Below are 14,729 nucleotides of genomic sequence, written 5' to 3'. Positions count from 1 at the left end.
ATAGGTCGAGGGCATAACCAAAGCAGTGATAGGTTTGGATGATGATGTTGGTTTTAACTGTATGTAGTTTTGAAGGTATATGATATATAGACAGGAATGAGAAGCAGTGCGAAAGCGCTGTTTTTTTCTTTGCAAAATCAAGTAACCTACACATATTGAAAAAAATAAAAATATAGGTTACAATAATAATGGGTGATGAACTATGGAGATACAACAAACTTACAGAATGTTAAAATATCAAGAAGCACTTTATAAAAAGGAGTTGGATATTAAGAAAAAAGAATTACAAGAAATTTCTACGGAAAAGCAAAACATTACAATAAAGAAAATTCATGGCGAATTATATTATTATGCACAACAACGTAAAGATGGAAAGGTCAAAAGCAGATATCTGTCTCCAGTTATTCCGGGAAAGATAGCAGATATAGAAAATATTCAGTTAAGAATTGAGCATTTGTCAAATGAGATACAAGACTTAGAATGGGATATTATGACTGCAAGTAAGATGTTAGCGTGCTATGAGAAGAGGACTAAAAAAGAAAATTTCATGGATGAATTTACTTTTGAAGTATACTGGAAAGATGAAATTACGGCCAGAGTATATGTGAAAAAGAAAAATGTTATTGTATCACGCTTTTCAGACAATCCAGGGCGACAACTATTTGCAGAGAAGAAGATGACTCGTTATCAGTTAGGCAAGATCTTAGAATTAAGATGCTTTGAAAAAGGTAGGCCTGATATTGATGAAATCTTAAAACATCTGGGACTTAAAGAGTATAATCCATATGAAATAGTACGAAAGACACATGGTGTCAGTCATAATGATTTTATATGGTTTCGCTTTCCGGGAGAAAATATCACAAGCAAAGATGTATTGGTAAGGTGAAGATATGTTTAGTGAAAATATAGGAAATGATTATATTGTTATTCAAGAAGGAACAAGTGAAGGAACCCAGGTTAAGTATAAAAAAGATGGCTATTGGTATAAAAAAGATAATAGAGGAAATGAAGGACGTGCTGAATATCTTGTTTCAAAGTTTATGCAGTTTACTACACTTCAAGAAAATGAATTTATAAGTTATGAAGAAGGAACAATTAATGGAAAATCAGGATGTAGGAGTAAAAATTTTTTAGATGAAGAGGAAGAATTAGTCACGTTTTATAGGCTATATTATAATGAAGTTGGAAAAGATCTTTCGAAAGTCATAGCTAACATGAATACAATGGAAGAAAGAATAGAATATGTTATCCGGTTTATTGATCAAAGCTGTGGATTAAACATCCATGCTTATTTGAGTAAAGTGTTGACATTGGATATGATTTGCTTAAATGAGGACAGGCATTTAAATAATCTGGCTTTGATTATGCGTGGAAATGATTTTTATCCGGCACCAATTTTTGATAACGGAGTATCTTTGTTGACAGCAAACCAAAGTGTAAATTGGAATTTTTCTATAGAAGAAAATGTAAAAAGAGTTATAGCACGTCCATTTTGTGGCTCTCATGAAAAGATGGTTAAATATTTGGGAAGTGGTTTTTCGATTGATGTTAAGTCTGCATTATCATGGTTAGAAACAGAACCTGATTCCATAGAACGAAATGTATTAAGATATCAGATTAATAGATATAACAACCAACTTGATCTATTTTAACATCACTTGACCATATTTAACGAATATAGATAAAAAACAGATTGCACTCTATTTCTGCTTGACAAATCATACTTCTACGAGCTAATATATGACACATAAAGTTTATTATTTTAATTTCTAGGAGGAGATTATTATGAAGATGTGGAAAAAAGCCGCAAGTGTAATGCTTGCATCAGCTATGGTATTTTCATTAGCAGCATGTGGAAGTTCGGGAGATAGTGGAAAGAGTGGAGGATCATCTAACTCTGATACATTTAAAATTGGTGGTATCGGACCTACAACAGGAGATGCAGCAATCTACGGAACAGCTGTAAAGAATGGTATTCAGCTTGCAGTAGATGAGATCAACGCAGCAGGCGGAATTAACGGAAAGCAGATTGAATACAAGTTTGAAGATGATCAGGCTGATTCAGAGAAATCTGTGAACGCTTACAATACTCTGAAAGACTGGGGAATGCAGGCACTGATCGGAACAACAACTTCTACACCTTGTACAGCAGTTGTTGAGGAGACTCATTCAGATAACATGTTCCAGCTGACACCATCTGCTACAGCAGTAGACAGTATCCAGTATGACAATGCATTCCGTATGTGTTTCTCAGATCCTAACCAGGGTAGCGCATCAGCAGATTACATTGCAGAGAACAAGCTTGCAACAAAAGTAGCAATCATTTATAACAGCTCTGACACATATTCATCAGGAATTTATCAGACATTTGCGACAGAGGCAAAGGCAAAAGGACTTGATGTTGTAGCAGCAGAAGCATTTACAGCAGATAACAAGACTGACTTCTCTGTACAGATCCAGAAAGCAAAAGATGCAGGTGCTGAACTTGTATTCCTTCCAATTTACTATCAGGAAGCTTCTCTGATTCTTGCTCAGGCAAACAAAGCAGGATTTGCACCGAAGTGGTTCGGATGTGACGGTATGGACGGTATCCTTGATCTTGATGGATTTGACGCAAGTCTTGCAGAAGACTTAATGTTCCTTACACCATTTACAGCAAATGCTACAGACGAAGCAACACAGAAATTCGTTGCTGATTACAAAGAAGCATTCGGAGACACACCGATTCAGTTCGCAGCAGATGCTTATGACTGTGTATACGTAATCAAAGCAGCAGCTGAGAAAGAAGATGTTACACCGGATAAGAGCGTATCAGATATCTGTGACGCACTTAAAAAAGGTATGACAGAGATCACATATGATGGACTTACAGGAAAGAGCATCACATGGTCAGAGGATGGAGAGCCTACAAAAGATCCTACAGTAGTTGTTGTTAAGAGTGGAGAGTATCAGGTACTTCAGGCAGAAGATGCTGCTGAATAATTGATATATCAGATTCGTTTAGAAAAATAAATACAGAGAGTAGCAACGCTCTTTGTAGATACATTAAAAGAATAGGAGAAATCCCCCCGACAGACATCGTTTCTGCCGGGGGACTTCTTTTTGGAGCAGTGTTAGTCATTTGATTTACAAGATGTTTTTCCGTTGGTGTGGCCATAGTTTCAAGCTTGTGAATTTTCTATAGCATGCTGTTCTATCTTTGTGCTATTATTTATATTATACTTTTTATAAATGTAAGATATGGTGTGCTTCTGAAGAATTCGGAAGAAGCTTAAGAAAGGAAAAAATCATGAATACAGTAAAAGTAAGAAATATTGAAATTGGCGCTGGAATCCCGAAAATCTGTGTACCTATTGTTGGCGTAACAAGAGAAGAGATTCTTGCAGCAGCCGAGAATATCAAGTCAACAAAGGCTGATGTTGTTGAGTGGCGTGTTGACTGGTATGAAGATATCTTTGATTTTGCAAAGACAGAGGCGACAATGCAGGCACTTCGTGAGGTGATTGGGGAGATGCCGATCCTTTTCACATTCCGCACATCCAAAGAAGGTGGAGAAAAAGCAATCGAGACAGGGGCTTATGTTGAACTGAATCAGAATGCAGCAAAGACAGGACTTATTGACCTTGTAGACGTAGAGGCATTTACAGGAGATGAGGCTGTGAAGGCTGTTGTTGAGACAGCACATGCAAATGGAGTAAAAGTGATCGCTTCGAACCATGACTTCCACAAGACTCCGGCAAAAGAGGAAATCGTATCCCGTTTAAGAAAAATGCAGGATCTTGGAGCAGATATTCCGAAGATCGCTGTGATGCCACAGAATAAGAAAGATGTTCTTACACTTCTTGCAGCGACAGAAGAGATGGCAAGCGAGTATGCAGATCGTCCGATCATTACAATGTCTATGTCAGGAACAGGTGTGATCAGCCGTCTCTGTGGAGAAGTCTTTGGCTCTGCACTGACATTTGGAGCAGTTGGGAAAGTATCTGCACCGGGACAGATGGGGATTGAAGATCTGACAACAGTACTTGGATTACTTCATAAAAGCCTGTTTTAATAAAAAAACAGAGCGGATTCTGTTTTTTGTATTGATACAAGAAAATAATTATGCTATAATCAATTCAATTTAAAAGGTTAAAGTAGTACCTTACAAAAATATAAAAAGGATGAGAGGGACGGATATGAGCTTTATTTCATATTTAGTAAATGGACTAAGTCTTGGCAGTGTCTATGCGTTGATCGCGCTTGGATACACAATGGTATATGGAATCGCCAAGATGTTGAACTTTGCACATGGTGATGTGATCATGATCGGTGCATATGTAGCTTTGATCACAATGAAGCAGGCAGGACTTCCTACCTGGGTGGCAATCCTGATTTCAATCATTGCCTGTACAGTACTTGGTGTTCTGATGGAGCGTGTAGCGTATAAGCCGCTTCGTAATGCAACATCTTCACTTGCCGTACTGATCACAGCAATCGGTGTCAGTTATCTGCTTCAGAATGTAGCACTTCTGATCTTCGGTGCGAATGCACAGACATTCCCATCAGTGATCAAGTGGAGCGGACTTTCACTTGCAGATGGCAAGCTGAATATTTCAGGAGAGACAATTGTTACGATTGTAGTTTGTGTGGTTATTATGATTGCATTGATCACATTTGTTCAGAAGACAAAGCCAGGACAGGCGATGCGTGCAGTATCAGAGGATAGAGGCGCAGCGCAATTAATGGGTATCAATGTAAATGCAACAATTGCTCTTACATTTGCGATTGGTTCCGGACTTGCAGCAGTAGCCGGTGTGCTTCTGTGTTCTACCTACCCGAGCCTGACACCATACACAGGTGCGATGCCGGGTATCAAAGCATTCGTTGCAGCTGTATTTGGAGGAATCGGTTCCATTCCGGGTGCATTTATCGGAGGAATTCTTTTGGGAATCATCGAGATACTCAGTAAGGCATACATTTCTTCCCAGCTTGCAGATGCGATCGTGTTCGCAGTTCTGATCATTGTGTTGCTTGTGAAGCCTACAGGACTTCTGGGCAAGAAGATTCAGGAGAAAGTGTAGGTGGATGGAATTATGTTGAAGAATATGAATAAAACAAAGAGAAGTAATCTTATCACTTATGCTATCGTGATTGTAGCTTTCGTAGTGATGCAGACTTTAAGCAGCACAGGAAGTATTTCCAGTCTTTTGACAGGACTTCTTGTTCCGCTTTGTACATATATTATCCTGGCGGTTTCTCTGAACCTTGTAGTAGGTATTCTCGGAGAACTTAGCCTTGGCCATGCAGGATTTATGTGTGTGGGAGCATTTTCCAGTGCATTTTTCTCAAAATGTATGAGAGATGTGATAGAGAATTCGATTGTACGATTTCTGCTTGCACTTTTGATCGGTGTTGTAGTAGCAGCAATCTTCGGTGTTATCATCGGAATCCCGGTACTTCGTCTGAAAGGCGATTACCTTGCAATCGTTACACTTGCGTTCGGTGAGATCATTAAGAACCTTGTAAATGTCCTTTATATTGGAAAGGATTCTAAAGGATTTCATTTTGCAACAAAGGACGTTATGGCACTTGACATGGATCCAGACGGAACAGTTATCCTGAACGGTCCGCAGGGAATCACAGGAACTCCGAAGGATTCAACCTTCCTGATCGGTTTTATCCTGATCATGGTGACATTATTTATCGTACTCAACCTGATCAATTCCAGAGACGGACGTGCGATCATGGCGATCCGTGATAATGTAATCGCAGCTGAGTCTATCGGAATCAATGTTACAAAATATAAACTCATGGCATTTACAATTTCAGCAGCTATGGCCGGTGCAGCAGGTGTTCTGTATGCACATAACCTGTCAACACTGACAGCAAATACAAACAACTTTGGATACAATATGTCCATCACGATTCTTGTCTTTGTAGTACTTGGTGGAATCGGAAATATCCGTGGATCTATTATTGCAGCAGTTATCCTGACACTTCTTCCGGAGCTTCTCCGTGGACTGTCTGATTACCGTATGTTGATCTATGCGATCGTTCTGATCATTATGATGCTCTTTAACTGGGCACCAAAGGCAATCGAGTGGAGAGAGAAGTATCTTCATTTTGGAAAGAAAAAGGAGGCTTAAGTAAGAATGAGTACATTATTAGATGTAAAAAATCTTGGAATTTCTTTCGGAGGTCTCCGTGCGGTAAATGACTTTGACCTCAAGATCCAGAAAGAAGAACTTTACGGATTGATTGGACCAAACGGTGCCGGTAAGACAACCGTATTCAACCTTCTGACAGGAGTATATAAACCGGATTCAGGAAAGGTTCTTTTGGACGGAAAGGATCTTACAGGAAAGAAAAATATTGAGATCAGTAAGGCCGGAATTGCAAGAACATTCCAGAACATCCGTCTTTTCAAAGAACTGACTGTTCTTGATAATGTTAAAGTAGGACTTCACAACCATCATCATTACTCTACAATCGAAGGAATCTTAAGACTTCCGAATTATCGTAAGGTAGAAAAAGAGATGAATGAAAAGGCGATGGAGCTTCTGAAGGTATTCGATCTTGAGAAGTTTGCGTCATATAAGGCTGCAAACCTTCCTTACGGACAGCAGAGAAAACTGGAGATCGCCAGAGCACTTGCGACGGATCCGAAGCTTCTTCTTCTGGATGAGCCGGCAGCAGGAATGAACCCGAACGAGACAGGAGAACTGATGGATATGATCCGTTTCGTAAGAGATGAGTTCCATATGACGATCCTTCTGATCGAACATGATATGAAACTGGTAAGTGGTATCTGCGAGGAGCTGACAGTACTCAACTTCGGTGAAGTACTTGCACAGGGCAAGACAACAGATGTACTGAATGATCCTCAGGTAATCAAGGCATATCTGGGAGAATAGGGGGAAGATAACAATGGCAATGCTTGAAGTCAAAGACTTAGAAGTATATTATGGAATGATCCAGGCAATCAAAGGCATTTCCTTTGAGGTAAATCAGGGAGAGGTTATTGCACTGATCGGCGCAAACGGAGCCGGAAAGACAACAACACTTCATACAATTACAGGACTTCTTTCTCCAAAGAAAGGTTCTGTTATGTTTGAAGGAACTGATATCACAAAGGTCCCGGCGCATAAGATCGTGTCTATGGGAATGGCTCACGTTCCGGAAGGACGAAGAGTTTTCGCTGAATTGAGTGTTTATGAAAACCTGAAAATGGGCGCCTATACAAGAAAAGATAAAAATGAGATCGAAGAGAGTCTTGCAAATGTTTATAAGAGATTCCCACGTCTGGAAGAGAGAAGAAATCAGATGGCCGGAACACTCAGTGGTGGAGAGCAGCAGATGCTTGCCATGGGACGTGCACTGATGTCTAAACCGAAGATCATTCTGATGGATGAGCCTTCTATGGGACTTTCTCCAATCTTTGTAAATGAGATTTTTGATATTATCCAGGCAGTAAGTGAGAGTGGAACAACAGTACTTCTTGTAGAACAGAATGCAAAGAAAGCTCTTTCTATTGCGGATCGCGCCTATGTTCTTGAGACTGGTAAGATCACAATGTCAGGAAATGCAAAAGACCTGCTGGAAGATGAAGCAGTTAAGAAAGCGTATTTAGGAGAATAGGAGGCGATTCAGGTGAGCAGCAATATTGTAATTACAATGGCAAGACAGTATGGAAGCGGTGGTAAGACAATCGGAGCTATGCTTGCAAAAGAGCTTGGAATCAACTGTTATAGCAGAGAAATCTTGCGTATGGCATCCGAGGAAAGCGGAATTAACGAGAGACTCTTCGGTATGAGTGATGAGAAGATGAAGGGAGCCGGCTGGTTCAAGATCCTCAGTCGTCCATACGACGGAGAACTTCTTCCGCCGGAAGATAAAGACTTCGTTTCAGAAGAAAATATCTTTAACTATCAGGCAAAGATCATCAAAGATCTGGCTGAGAAAGAATCCTGTGTAATCGTTGGAAGATGTGCAGATTATGTTCTGAAAGACAATCCAAATGTTGTCAGTGTGTTTGTTCATGCAGATGAGAAATTCTGTCTTGATCGTGCGATGGAGCGTAATAGTATGACAGAAAAAGAAATGAAAAAATACATCGAGAAGACGGATAAATTTCGCGGTGATTTCTATCGTTACCATACAGGACACGAGTGGGCAGATGCAAGAAATTATGATTTGTGCCTGAACAGTGGAAAGCTTGGATTCCAGAAATGCGTGGAAGAGATTAAAGCATATATCAAGATCAGATTTGATCTGTAAATGAAAGAGAAAGCAGACAAAAGAAACAAGTCTGCAAGAAGAAAGAGATACGGTTGCGTATCTCTTTCTTGCTATCTGAAAAGTGCTGCATGCAGGCGACATCGTTTCATCTATCTGAAAAGTGCTGCATACAAAGCGGTATCGTTCCATCTATCTGAAAAGCGCCTATATACCATGCGACATCGTTCTACAAAATGTGAACTGATATCATGCTATACTGTGACAGAAATAAAATAAGTGTAACTGTTCAGAGCCAACCTCCAAAATGCTACGCATTTCGTCGGTGTGGCGTATCCGCCAAATAAAATTTCAAAAACAGTTTTAAAAATGCAAGCATTTTATACCTGTTTTTGAAATTTTGCTTGGCTCTGAACAGTTACAAATAAGTTATTCAAATTACAGTTAGAAAAGAGGTAAAGTTGATGTCAGGAAAAAAAGAAAAGAAGCGTTTTATAGTAGGAGTTATAATGGTTGCAATTATCGTCGCAGCAACAGCAACAATGATCTATTGTTACATAAACCGTTTTGATCCGCAGGAATATGTACAGGCATTTTTAGATGTATCTTATAAGCAGAAAACAGAATCCTATATAAAACAGACCGGCATTTCCGAGAAAGAAGCAAAACAGGTTTTCGAAGATAATCTTGCTTATACAATGGAAAAATTTCCGGAGCATGTAATGACAGATGAGATGACAGAAGAATATAGAGAACTGTTTGCAGATCTTGCAAAGAAGACATCTTATACTGTAGGAGAAGCAACCAGGGAAGAAAATGGAACTTATCAGGTTGTTCTTACAGTGAAAACAATCACATTGCTGAAGGATACTTATGCTGAATTTCAGGAGAAGGCGCAGGAATACGCCACAAAAGTTTCAAATGATGTGATGAACGGACAGGCTATGCCAGAAGAAACACAGATGCAGACAGAAATTTATCAGATCTATTATGAGGTTTTAAGACAGGCGGAAGAGAAAGGGCTGAAGTACGGAAAACCAAATAAAATTGTTCTTCATGTAGAAAAAGATAAAGAGGGAAAATATGGAATCAGAAAAGCAGACCTGCAAAATCTGGATCACCTGCTGATTGAATCTGTCGGAGAAGAACAGGAGAAAGAAAATAGTTAAACAAGAGGAAAAAAGCGAAAAGAGTGGAAGAATTGGAAAGAAAAACAGAAGAGAAAAGGATTCAAAAGAAAGAATTAAGAAGAAAAATAAAAGAAAAACTTTCTTTTATAACAGAAAAATACAGAAAAGAAGCAGACAGAAAGATTACAGAAAGTGTTTTGGAACTGAATGAATACAAGAGCGCAGACTGTGTGTTCTGTTATGTGAGCACAGAGAAAGAAATAGATACATTTTCTATATTGCAAGATATTCTTCAATCAGGAAAGCATCTTGGAGTGCCAAAGTGTACGGGAAAAGGAATTATGAACGTATACGAGATCCGCTCATTACAAGAGCTGTATCCGGGTGCATATGGAATCCTTGAACCAAAAGAAGACCCGGAAAGATTGATTCAGCCGGAAGCAATTGATTTTGCTTTCATTCCATGTATCAGCTGCGATAGAAGCGGAAGACGCCTTGGTCACGGAGGTGGATATTACGACAGATATCTGGAAAAGACGCATTGCGTGAAAGCAGCACTTTGCAGGGAGGAACTGCTTGTAGACGAAATTCCGGTGGAGGAACATGATCTGCGGATGGATTTTGTGATTTCTGAAAAAGGTTGTTATAAGATGTAAATAGTAAGGGCAGATTTAACTCGTATGAGTCAGATCTGCCCTTGAAAATTATTTAATCGTTTTCATTTCTGTAATTGGCCAGTAACGAAAGACTGCTTTCCCAAGAATCTTATCTTTGGATACATATGGATTAATCCAGTAGCGGGAATCTTTCGAATCATTTCTATTATCTCCCATCACAAAATAGCATCCTTCCGGTACGGTATAAGGACCATAATTTCCGACCATGTATTCTTTCGTCTCTACATCTTCGAGCGGTTCAGAAGAGCCATCAATGTAGATGTGACCGTCACGGATCTCCACGGTTTCACCAGGCAGTCCGATGATACGCTTGATAAAAAGCTGGCTTTCATCATCAGGATACTTAAAAATGATTACATCATAACGCTCAGGATCCTTAGTTAAATAAGAAAGCCGGTTACCAACCACACGATCTCCGGTCATGATGGTGTTTTCCATTGAACCGGAAGGGATCTGTGCATTGACGATTAGAAAATTATCAACAAATAGAGCAATAGCAATAGCTGCTAAAATGGCGATCAGCCATTGGAAAAGTTCTTTCGCAGTAGAGTCCTTCTCCTTTGCAGCAGGTTCTTTCGATGTAGATAACATATAAACTCCCCATTTCTGATATTCTTGTTCTTATTCTGAAAGATATCTTGTCTGTGTTAATCAGTATCATAACCGATGCAAAAACGAATCACAATAGAACAGTTACAATCATAACATATCTGGGAGAATGTGGCAAATGTGGGGAAATGAAAATTCTATAAAATCAGATTGCTCCTATGTCAAATGATGACAAAGATAAATGTGTTCAAAACTTCATAAAAGAAGTATAAACAATTCTAAAATAAGCGGTAAATGCACTGACAAAAAGAAAATCATCTGATAAAATACAGCCATGTCAGAAAAGAATAATATGGCATGGGTATATATAGTAGAAATGCAGATCATTTACTTATGATAGGAGACCTGAACAGGAGGTAGAACAGTATGACAATAGAACAATATTATAGATGGATCAATACAAAAGCAGGGAAGAAGATCAAAGATTTTATGAATCGTCTGATCCCGGGACTGATGCCAGAACCAGTACCGGTCAGAGTGCCGGTTAGACAGGAAGATAGATATAATAGAAGATGATGAAATAAAAAGCTTTCGGTTTAAATGAAAAAATCCGAAAGCTTTTTATATTACTACTTCATGTTACTGGTGTAGTAAGTTTGAAGAGAATTCTTAATAACCGGATGCTAGTACAGCGTTTTCAAAATAACTGCCTCATACACTTGCCTGCGAATCCGATTGCTCAGTTGAAAAAGCCTCGACGTAGCCCGCTACGCCTACGTTTTTTCAGCTGAACACTCGAATCCGCATTCTGCGTGAATGAGACAGTTATTTGTGAAACGCTGTACTAGTTACAGAAGCAAGCCGACAGGAAACGTAGCTGAGCGAAGTGACTTGACTGAGTAAATCGAAATGGAAATATGTCTGATAGTGTGATATGATTTGAATGGCAAAAGATATTTTAAGGAACAGACATGCTAGCGTTAAAGCCGGGATAAGATAGCGGTTGCAAATGAAATTCAAACAACAGAGCCAAAACCAGAATATGAGAAAATAGTGAAAGATCCTTAAGTTATGGAATTTCTGCAGATTCAGCCTGACACACATGTATATGAAGGAGATTTGGAACAGGCATAATAGAGACATTAAAATCGGAATTGTGCGCCCAGACAAGGGCGAGTAGTCTAGCAGGTGGAATGCCTGTCTGGTAAGGTCTAACCAACCGCCAGTAGCGAGTCTTGGGTGACTGCCAGTAATGGTAGTTGCTAAGCGTAGACAGCGAGAAAATAGAGAGTGTGATTGAGCCTCGAAATTTTGACATCTAGAAGGCTGACGTTTTAATTCCAGCGGAAAGCAACACAAATCAAATCGTCATGGTAAGAAATGGTTTGCTTCTGCGGGGTCAAAGAGCACTTTATGTTTTACATTGTGACTATTCAGTCAACTGGGGAGAGCCTATTGTTTCTTGCCATTGCAAGTATGGCAAACAACTGCAAAACAGGAGAATGCCAAAAGAATAGTAGGCAGTCGGATAGCTTCATAGTACTGAAGAAGTTGGGTAATGCCAATGGAGGGAAGGGAGCTACATAATAATGGTCTTTCTGAGGACACATCAACCGTACTCAGGGACGGGGGTATTGATGGAAACAAAATTAGAAAGAATAGCAGAAATATCGGCAAGTTCGCCGAGACCAGAGTTCACATCGTTGTATCATCTAATCAATAAAGAAATGCTTACGCAATGCCACAAAGAATTAGACGGAAGTAAGGCAGTTGGTATGGATGAGATTACGAAGAGAGAATACGAGAAGAATCTGGAGCAAAACATAGATGACTTGGTAGAAAGATTGAAAAGAAAATCATACAAACCACAGCCATCAATTAGGGTATATATCCCTAAAAGCAATGGAAAACTTCGACCATTAGGAATTGCGTGCTATGAGGACAAAATAGTCCAATTAGCATTAAAGAAGATATTGGAAGCTATCTATGAACCGAGATTTCTGAACTGCATGTACGGATTCAGACCAAATCGAGGATGTCATAACGCAATAAAAGAACTGTATAAGAGATTAAACAACACGAAAATCTGCTATATTGTGGATGCTGACATCAAAGGATTCTTCGACCATATGAAGCATGAATGGATTATCAAGTTTCTCAAACTTTATATTAAAGACCCCAACATAATTGGTCTTGTCAAGAAGTATCTTAAAGTGGGAGTGCTGGATAATGGTGAACTTATGGTAAATGAAGAAGGTTCAGCTCAAGGCAATATCATAAGTCCAATCCTAGCAAACATATATATGCACAATGTATTGACACTATGGTATAAGTTTATTATTACCAAAGAATGCAAGGGAGATAACTTTCTAATTGTATATGCAGATGATTTTGTTGCAGGATTTCAATACAAATGGGAAGCAGAGAATTACTACAAGCTTCTTAAAGAACGAATGGAAAAGTTCGGTTTGCAATTAGAAGATAGTAAAAGTCGTCTCTTACAAAGCGGTGCTTATATTGCAAGGGCAAAGCAAAAGAGCGGTGAGTGTATCAGATTACAAACATTTGATTTTCTGGGATTCACATTCTATTGTGGGCGTTCACGCAAAGGTATGCCATATATAATGCCAAAGACAAGTTCTAAGAAATTCAGACAGAAAATCCGAGACATAAAAGTGTGGTTATACGCAAACAAAGACCAACCACTAAAGAAACTAATGGGAATGCTTAATCTGAAGCTGACAGGACACTATAGGTACTATGGGATTAGTTTTAATGGCAGAATGATTTCAAACTACAAGCAACAGGTGAGAGAACTTCTGTTTAAGGTGTTGAACAGACGAAGTGACAGAAAGAGTTATACAAGAGAAGGATTCATTGAAATGCTGAAATATTATCCATTGGCAATACCAAAGATTTATGTCAGCTTGTTTTGAAACTGTAAATATTATTATGAAGAGCCGTATGCGGGAAAGCCGCACGTACGGTTCTGTGAGGGGCTTATATTGTGAGGTGTAAGTCTTACTCGACTCAGGAGGTGTTTTTATGCCACAAATGAATAAGGGAGGAAAATTTATTTTCGGGAAATCATTCATTCGGGCGGATGGAACATTGCGGATTCCACCGCAGGCAATGGAAGAATATCACATTGTAGATGAAGGAAAAGTATATCTTTTTACCGAAAGTAAGATTACCGGTGGCTTCTGCGTCACCCGGAAAGGCCTTTTGCATCCGTCAAAACTTGGTCACATTTTGGACGATACTCCACCGTTGCTTGACTACTCAGCAGGTTCTGGCGAATTTATCAAATACAAGGGGCGTTCCTACTGCTGGGTAGAGATTTCACAGGAGGGGCAAATTCTTCTTACGAAGAAAATGATGGATTTTTTGAAGGTGAGACCCGGAATGGAGCTGCTCTCTATCCGCAGTAGCGACATCGCGTTTACGATGGGAGCTAAAGGACCGCTATTGGAAAAAGCAGAAAACTATGATGGTGAAATTCCGCTTTTTTAAGTGTAACAATTTGAATTTGTGGAGGATAACTATTGTGGATAAAGCAGTTATTTATATACATGGAAAAGGTGGTAATGCTGAAGAAGCTATTCATTACAAACCGCTCTTTAGTAATTGTGATGTGATTGGTCTCGACTATACTGCACAGTTTCCATGGGAAGCAAAAGAAGAATTTCCATTACTTTTTAATTCAATTTATAGAAACTACAAGACTGTTGAAGTAATTGCCAATAGCATTGGAGCGTATTTTGCTATCAATGCCTTATCAAATCAGCAAATAGAGAAAGCATATTTTATTTCGCCCGTTGTAGATATGGAAAGGCTTATTGCTGATATGATGATTTGGGCAAATGTTACAGAGGATGAACTCAAAGAGAAAAAAGAAATTCAGACAACCTTTGGAGAGACTCTTTCATGGGATTATCTTTGCTATGCAAGAGAAAATCCTATTATATGGGAAATCCCAATGCACATTTTGTATGGTGAAAAAGATAATCTTACCGCTTATGGAACGATACTTGAATTTGCACAGAGAACGAATTCAACACTTTCTATTATTAAAAATGGAGAGCATTGGTTTCATACGGATGAACAAATGAAATTTCTTGATGAATGGATAATAAAATCTTCCAAATAAATTCCA

The 14,729-nt window shown here is 39.0% G+C and carries 16 protein-coding genes; 15 read left to right on the top strand and 1 reads right to left on the bottom strand.

What is annotated here, in order from left to right:
* Nucleotides 1-202 precede the first annotated feature (202 nt).
* From LI126_RS06705 to LI126_RS06655, 11 genes are all read left to right on the top strand, one after another.
* Nucleotides 203-886, top strand: a complete 684-nt coding sequence (locus LI126_RS06705) for a hypothetical protein (RefSeq protein ID WP_117953991.1) — start codon at nucleotides 203-205, stop codon at nucleotides 884-886.
* A 4-nt stretch (nucleotides 887-890) separates the two neighbouring features.
* Nucleotides 891-1,652 (top strand): hypothetical protein, encoded by a 762-nt coding sequence (locus LI126_RS06700; RefSeq protein WP_055173524.1) that lies wholly within the window; start codon nucleotides 891-893, stop codon nucleotides 1,650-1,652.
* A 133-nt stretch (nucleotides 1,653-1,785) separates the two neighbouring features.
* Entirely contained in the window at nucleotides 1,786-2,982 is a 1,197-nt protein-coding gene (locus LI126_RS06695) for an ABC transporter substrate-binding protein (RefSeq protein WP_227165073.1), read from the top strand.
* Nucleotides 2,983-3,289: 307 nt separating this feature from the next.
* Entirely contained in the window at nucleotides 3,290-4,054 is a 765-nt protein-coding gene (gene aroD, locus LI126_RS06690) for a type I 3-dehydroquinate dehydratase (protein WP_155205128.1), read from the top strand.
* Nucleotides 4,055-4,178: 124 nt separating this feature from the next.
* Nucleotides 4,179-5,063 (top strand): branched-chain amino acid ABC transporter permease, encoded by an 885-nt coding sequence (locus LI126_RS06685; RefSeq protein ID WP_015528707.1) that lies wholly within the window; start codon nucleotides 4,179-4,181, stop codon nucleotides 5,061-5,063.
* 24 nt (nucleotides 5,064-5,087) lie between these two features.
* Nucleotides 5,088-6,128: a branched-chain amino acid ABC transporter permease gene (locus tag LI126_RS06680; protein ID WP_412292670.1), complete on the top strand. Its 1,041-nt coding sequence runs from the start codon at nucleotides 5,088-5,090 to the stop codon at nucleotides 6,126-6,128.
* 6 nt (nucleotides 6,129-6,134) lie between these two features.
* Nucleotides 6,135-6,896, top strand: a complete 762-nt coding sequence (locus LI126_RS06675) for an ABC transporter ATP-binding protein (protein WP_020436965.1) — start codon at nucleotides 6,135-6,137, stop codon at nucleotides 6,894-6,896.
* 13 nt (nucleotides 6,897-6,909) lie between these two features.
* Complete coding sequence (locus tag LI126_RS06670) at nucleotides 6,910-7,620, top strand: ABC transporter ATP-binding protein (RefSeq protein WP_055145020.1); 711 nt, start codon at nucleotides 6,910-6,912, stop codon at nucleotides 7,618-7,620.
* Nucleotides 7,621-7,656: 36 nt separating this feature from the next.
* Nucleotides 7,657-8,259, top strand: a complete 603-nt coding sequence (locus LI126_RS06665; RefSeq protein ID WP_054752649.1) for a cytidylate kinase-like family protein — start codon at nucleotides 7,657-7,659, stop codon at nucleotides 8,257-8,259.
* A gap of 422 nt (nucleotides 8,260-8,681) precedes the next feature.
* Nucleotides 8,682-9,386, top strand: coding sequence for a hypothetical protein (locus tag LI126_RS06660; RefSeq protein WP_227165072.1), 705 nt, complete (start codon nucleotides 8,682-8,684; stop codon nucleotides 9,384-9,386).
* Nucleotides 9,387-9,409: 23 nt separating this feature from the next.
* Nucleotides 9,410-10,003 (top strand): 5-formyltetrahydrofolate cyclo-ligase, encoded by a 594-nt coding sequence (locus LI126_RS06655; protein ID WP_227165071.1) that lies wholly within the window; start codon nucleotides 9,410-9,412, stop codon nucleotides 10,001-10,003.
* A gap of 48 nt (nucleotides 10,004-10,051) precedes the next feature.
* On the opposite strand, the gene lepB is transcribed toward LI126_RS06655, so the two are convergent.
* Nucleotides 10,052-10,615 carry a signal peptidase I gene (gene lepB / locus LI126_RS06650; protein ID WP_227165070.1) on the bottom strand — a complete coding sequence of 188 codons (564 nt, stop codon included), beginning with the start codon at nucleotides 10,613-10,615 and terminating at the stop codon, nucleotides 10,052-10,054.
* Nucleotides 10,616-10,999: 384 nt separating this feature from the next.
* Here lepB and LI126_RS06645 point away from each other — a divergent pair, with 384 nt between their 5' ends.
* From LI126_RS06645 to LI126_RS06630, 4 genes are all read left to right on the top strand, one after another.
* A complete protein-coding gene (locus LI126_RS06645) occupies nucleotides 11,000-11,149 on the top strand; it encodes a hypothetical protein (RefSeq protein ID WP_155205133.1) in 150 nt (49 codons plus the stop codon).
* Nucleotides 11,150-12,210: 1,061 nt separating this feature from the next.
* Nucleotides 12,211-13,509, top strand: coding sequence for a group II intron reverse transcriptase/maturase (gene ltrA, locus LI126_RS06640; protein WP_227165069.1), 1,299 nt, complete (start codon nucleotides 12,211-12,213; stop codon nucleotides 13,507-13,509).
* Nucleotides 13,510-13,618: 109 nt separating this feature from the next.
* Nucleotides 13,619-14,086 carry a hypothetical protein gene (locus LI126_RS06635; protein WP_227165068.1) on the top strand — a complete coding sequence of 156 codons (468 nt, stop codon included), beginning with the start codon at nucleotides 13,619-13,621 and terminating at the stop codon, nucleotides 14,084-14,086.
* A 34-nt stretch (nucleotides 14,087-14,120) separates the two neighbouring features.
* Complete coding sequence (locus LI126_RS06630; protein ID WP_227165067.1) at nucleotides 14,121-14,723, top strand: alpha/beta hydrolase; 603 nt, start codon at nucleotides 14,121-14,123, stop codon at nucleotides 14,721-14,723.
* Nucleotides 14,724-14,729 lie beyond the last annotated feature (6 nt).

This window comes from Mediterraneibacter sp. 210702-DFI.5.30 (assembly GCF_020560115.1).
GTDB lineage: Bacteria > Bacillota > Clostridia > Lachnospirales > Lachnospiraceae > Mediterraneibacter > Mediterraneibacter faecis.
The sequence above is the reverse complement of the archived record's forward strand: the minus strand, read 5'-3'. Positions and strand labels throughout refer to the sequence as shown.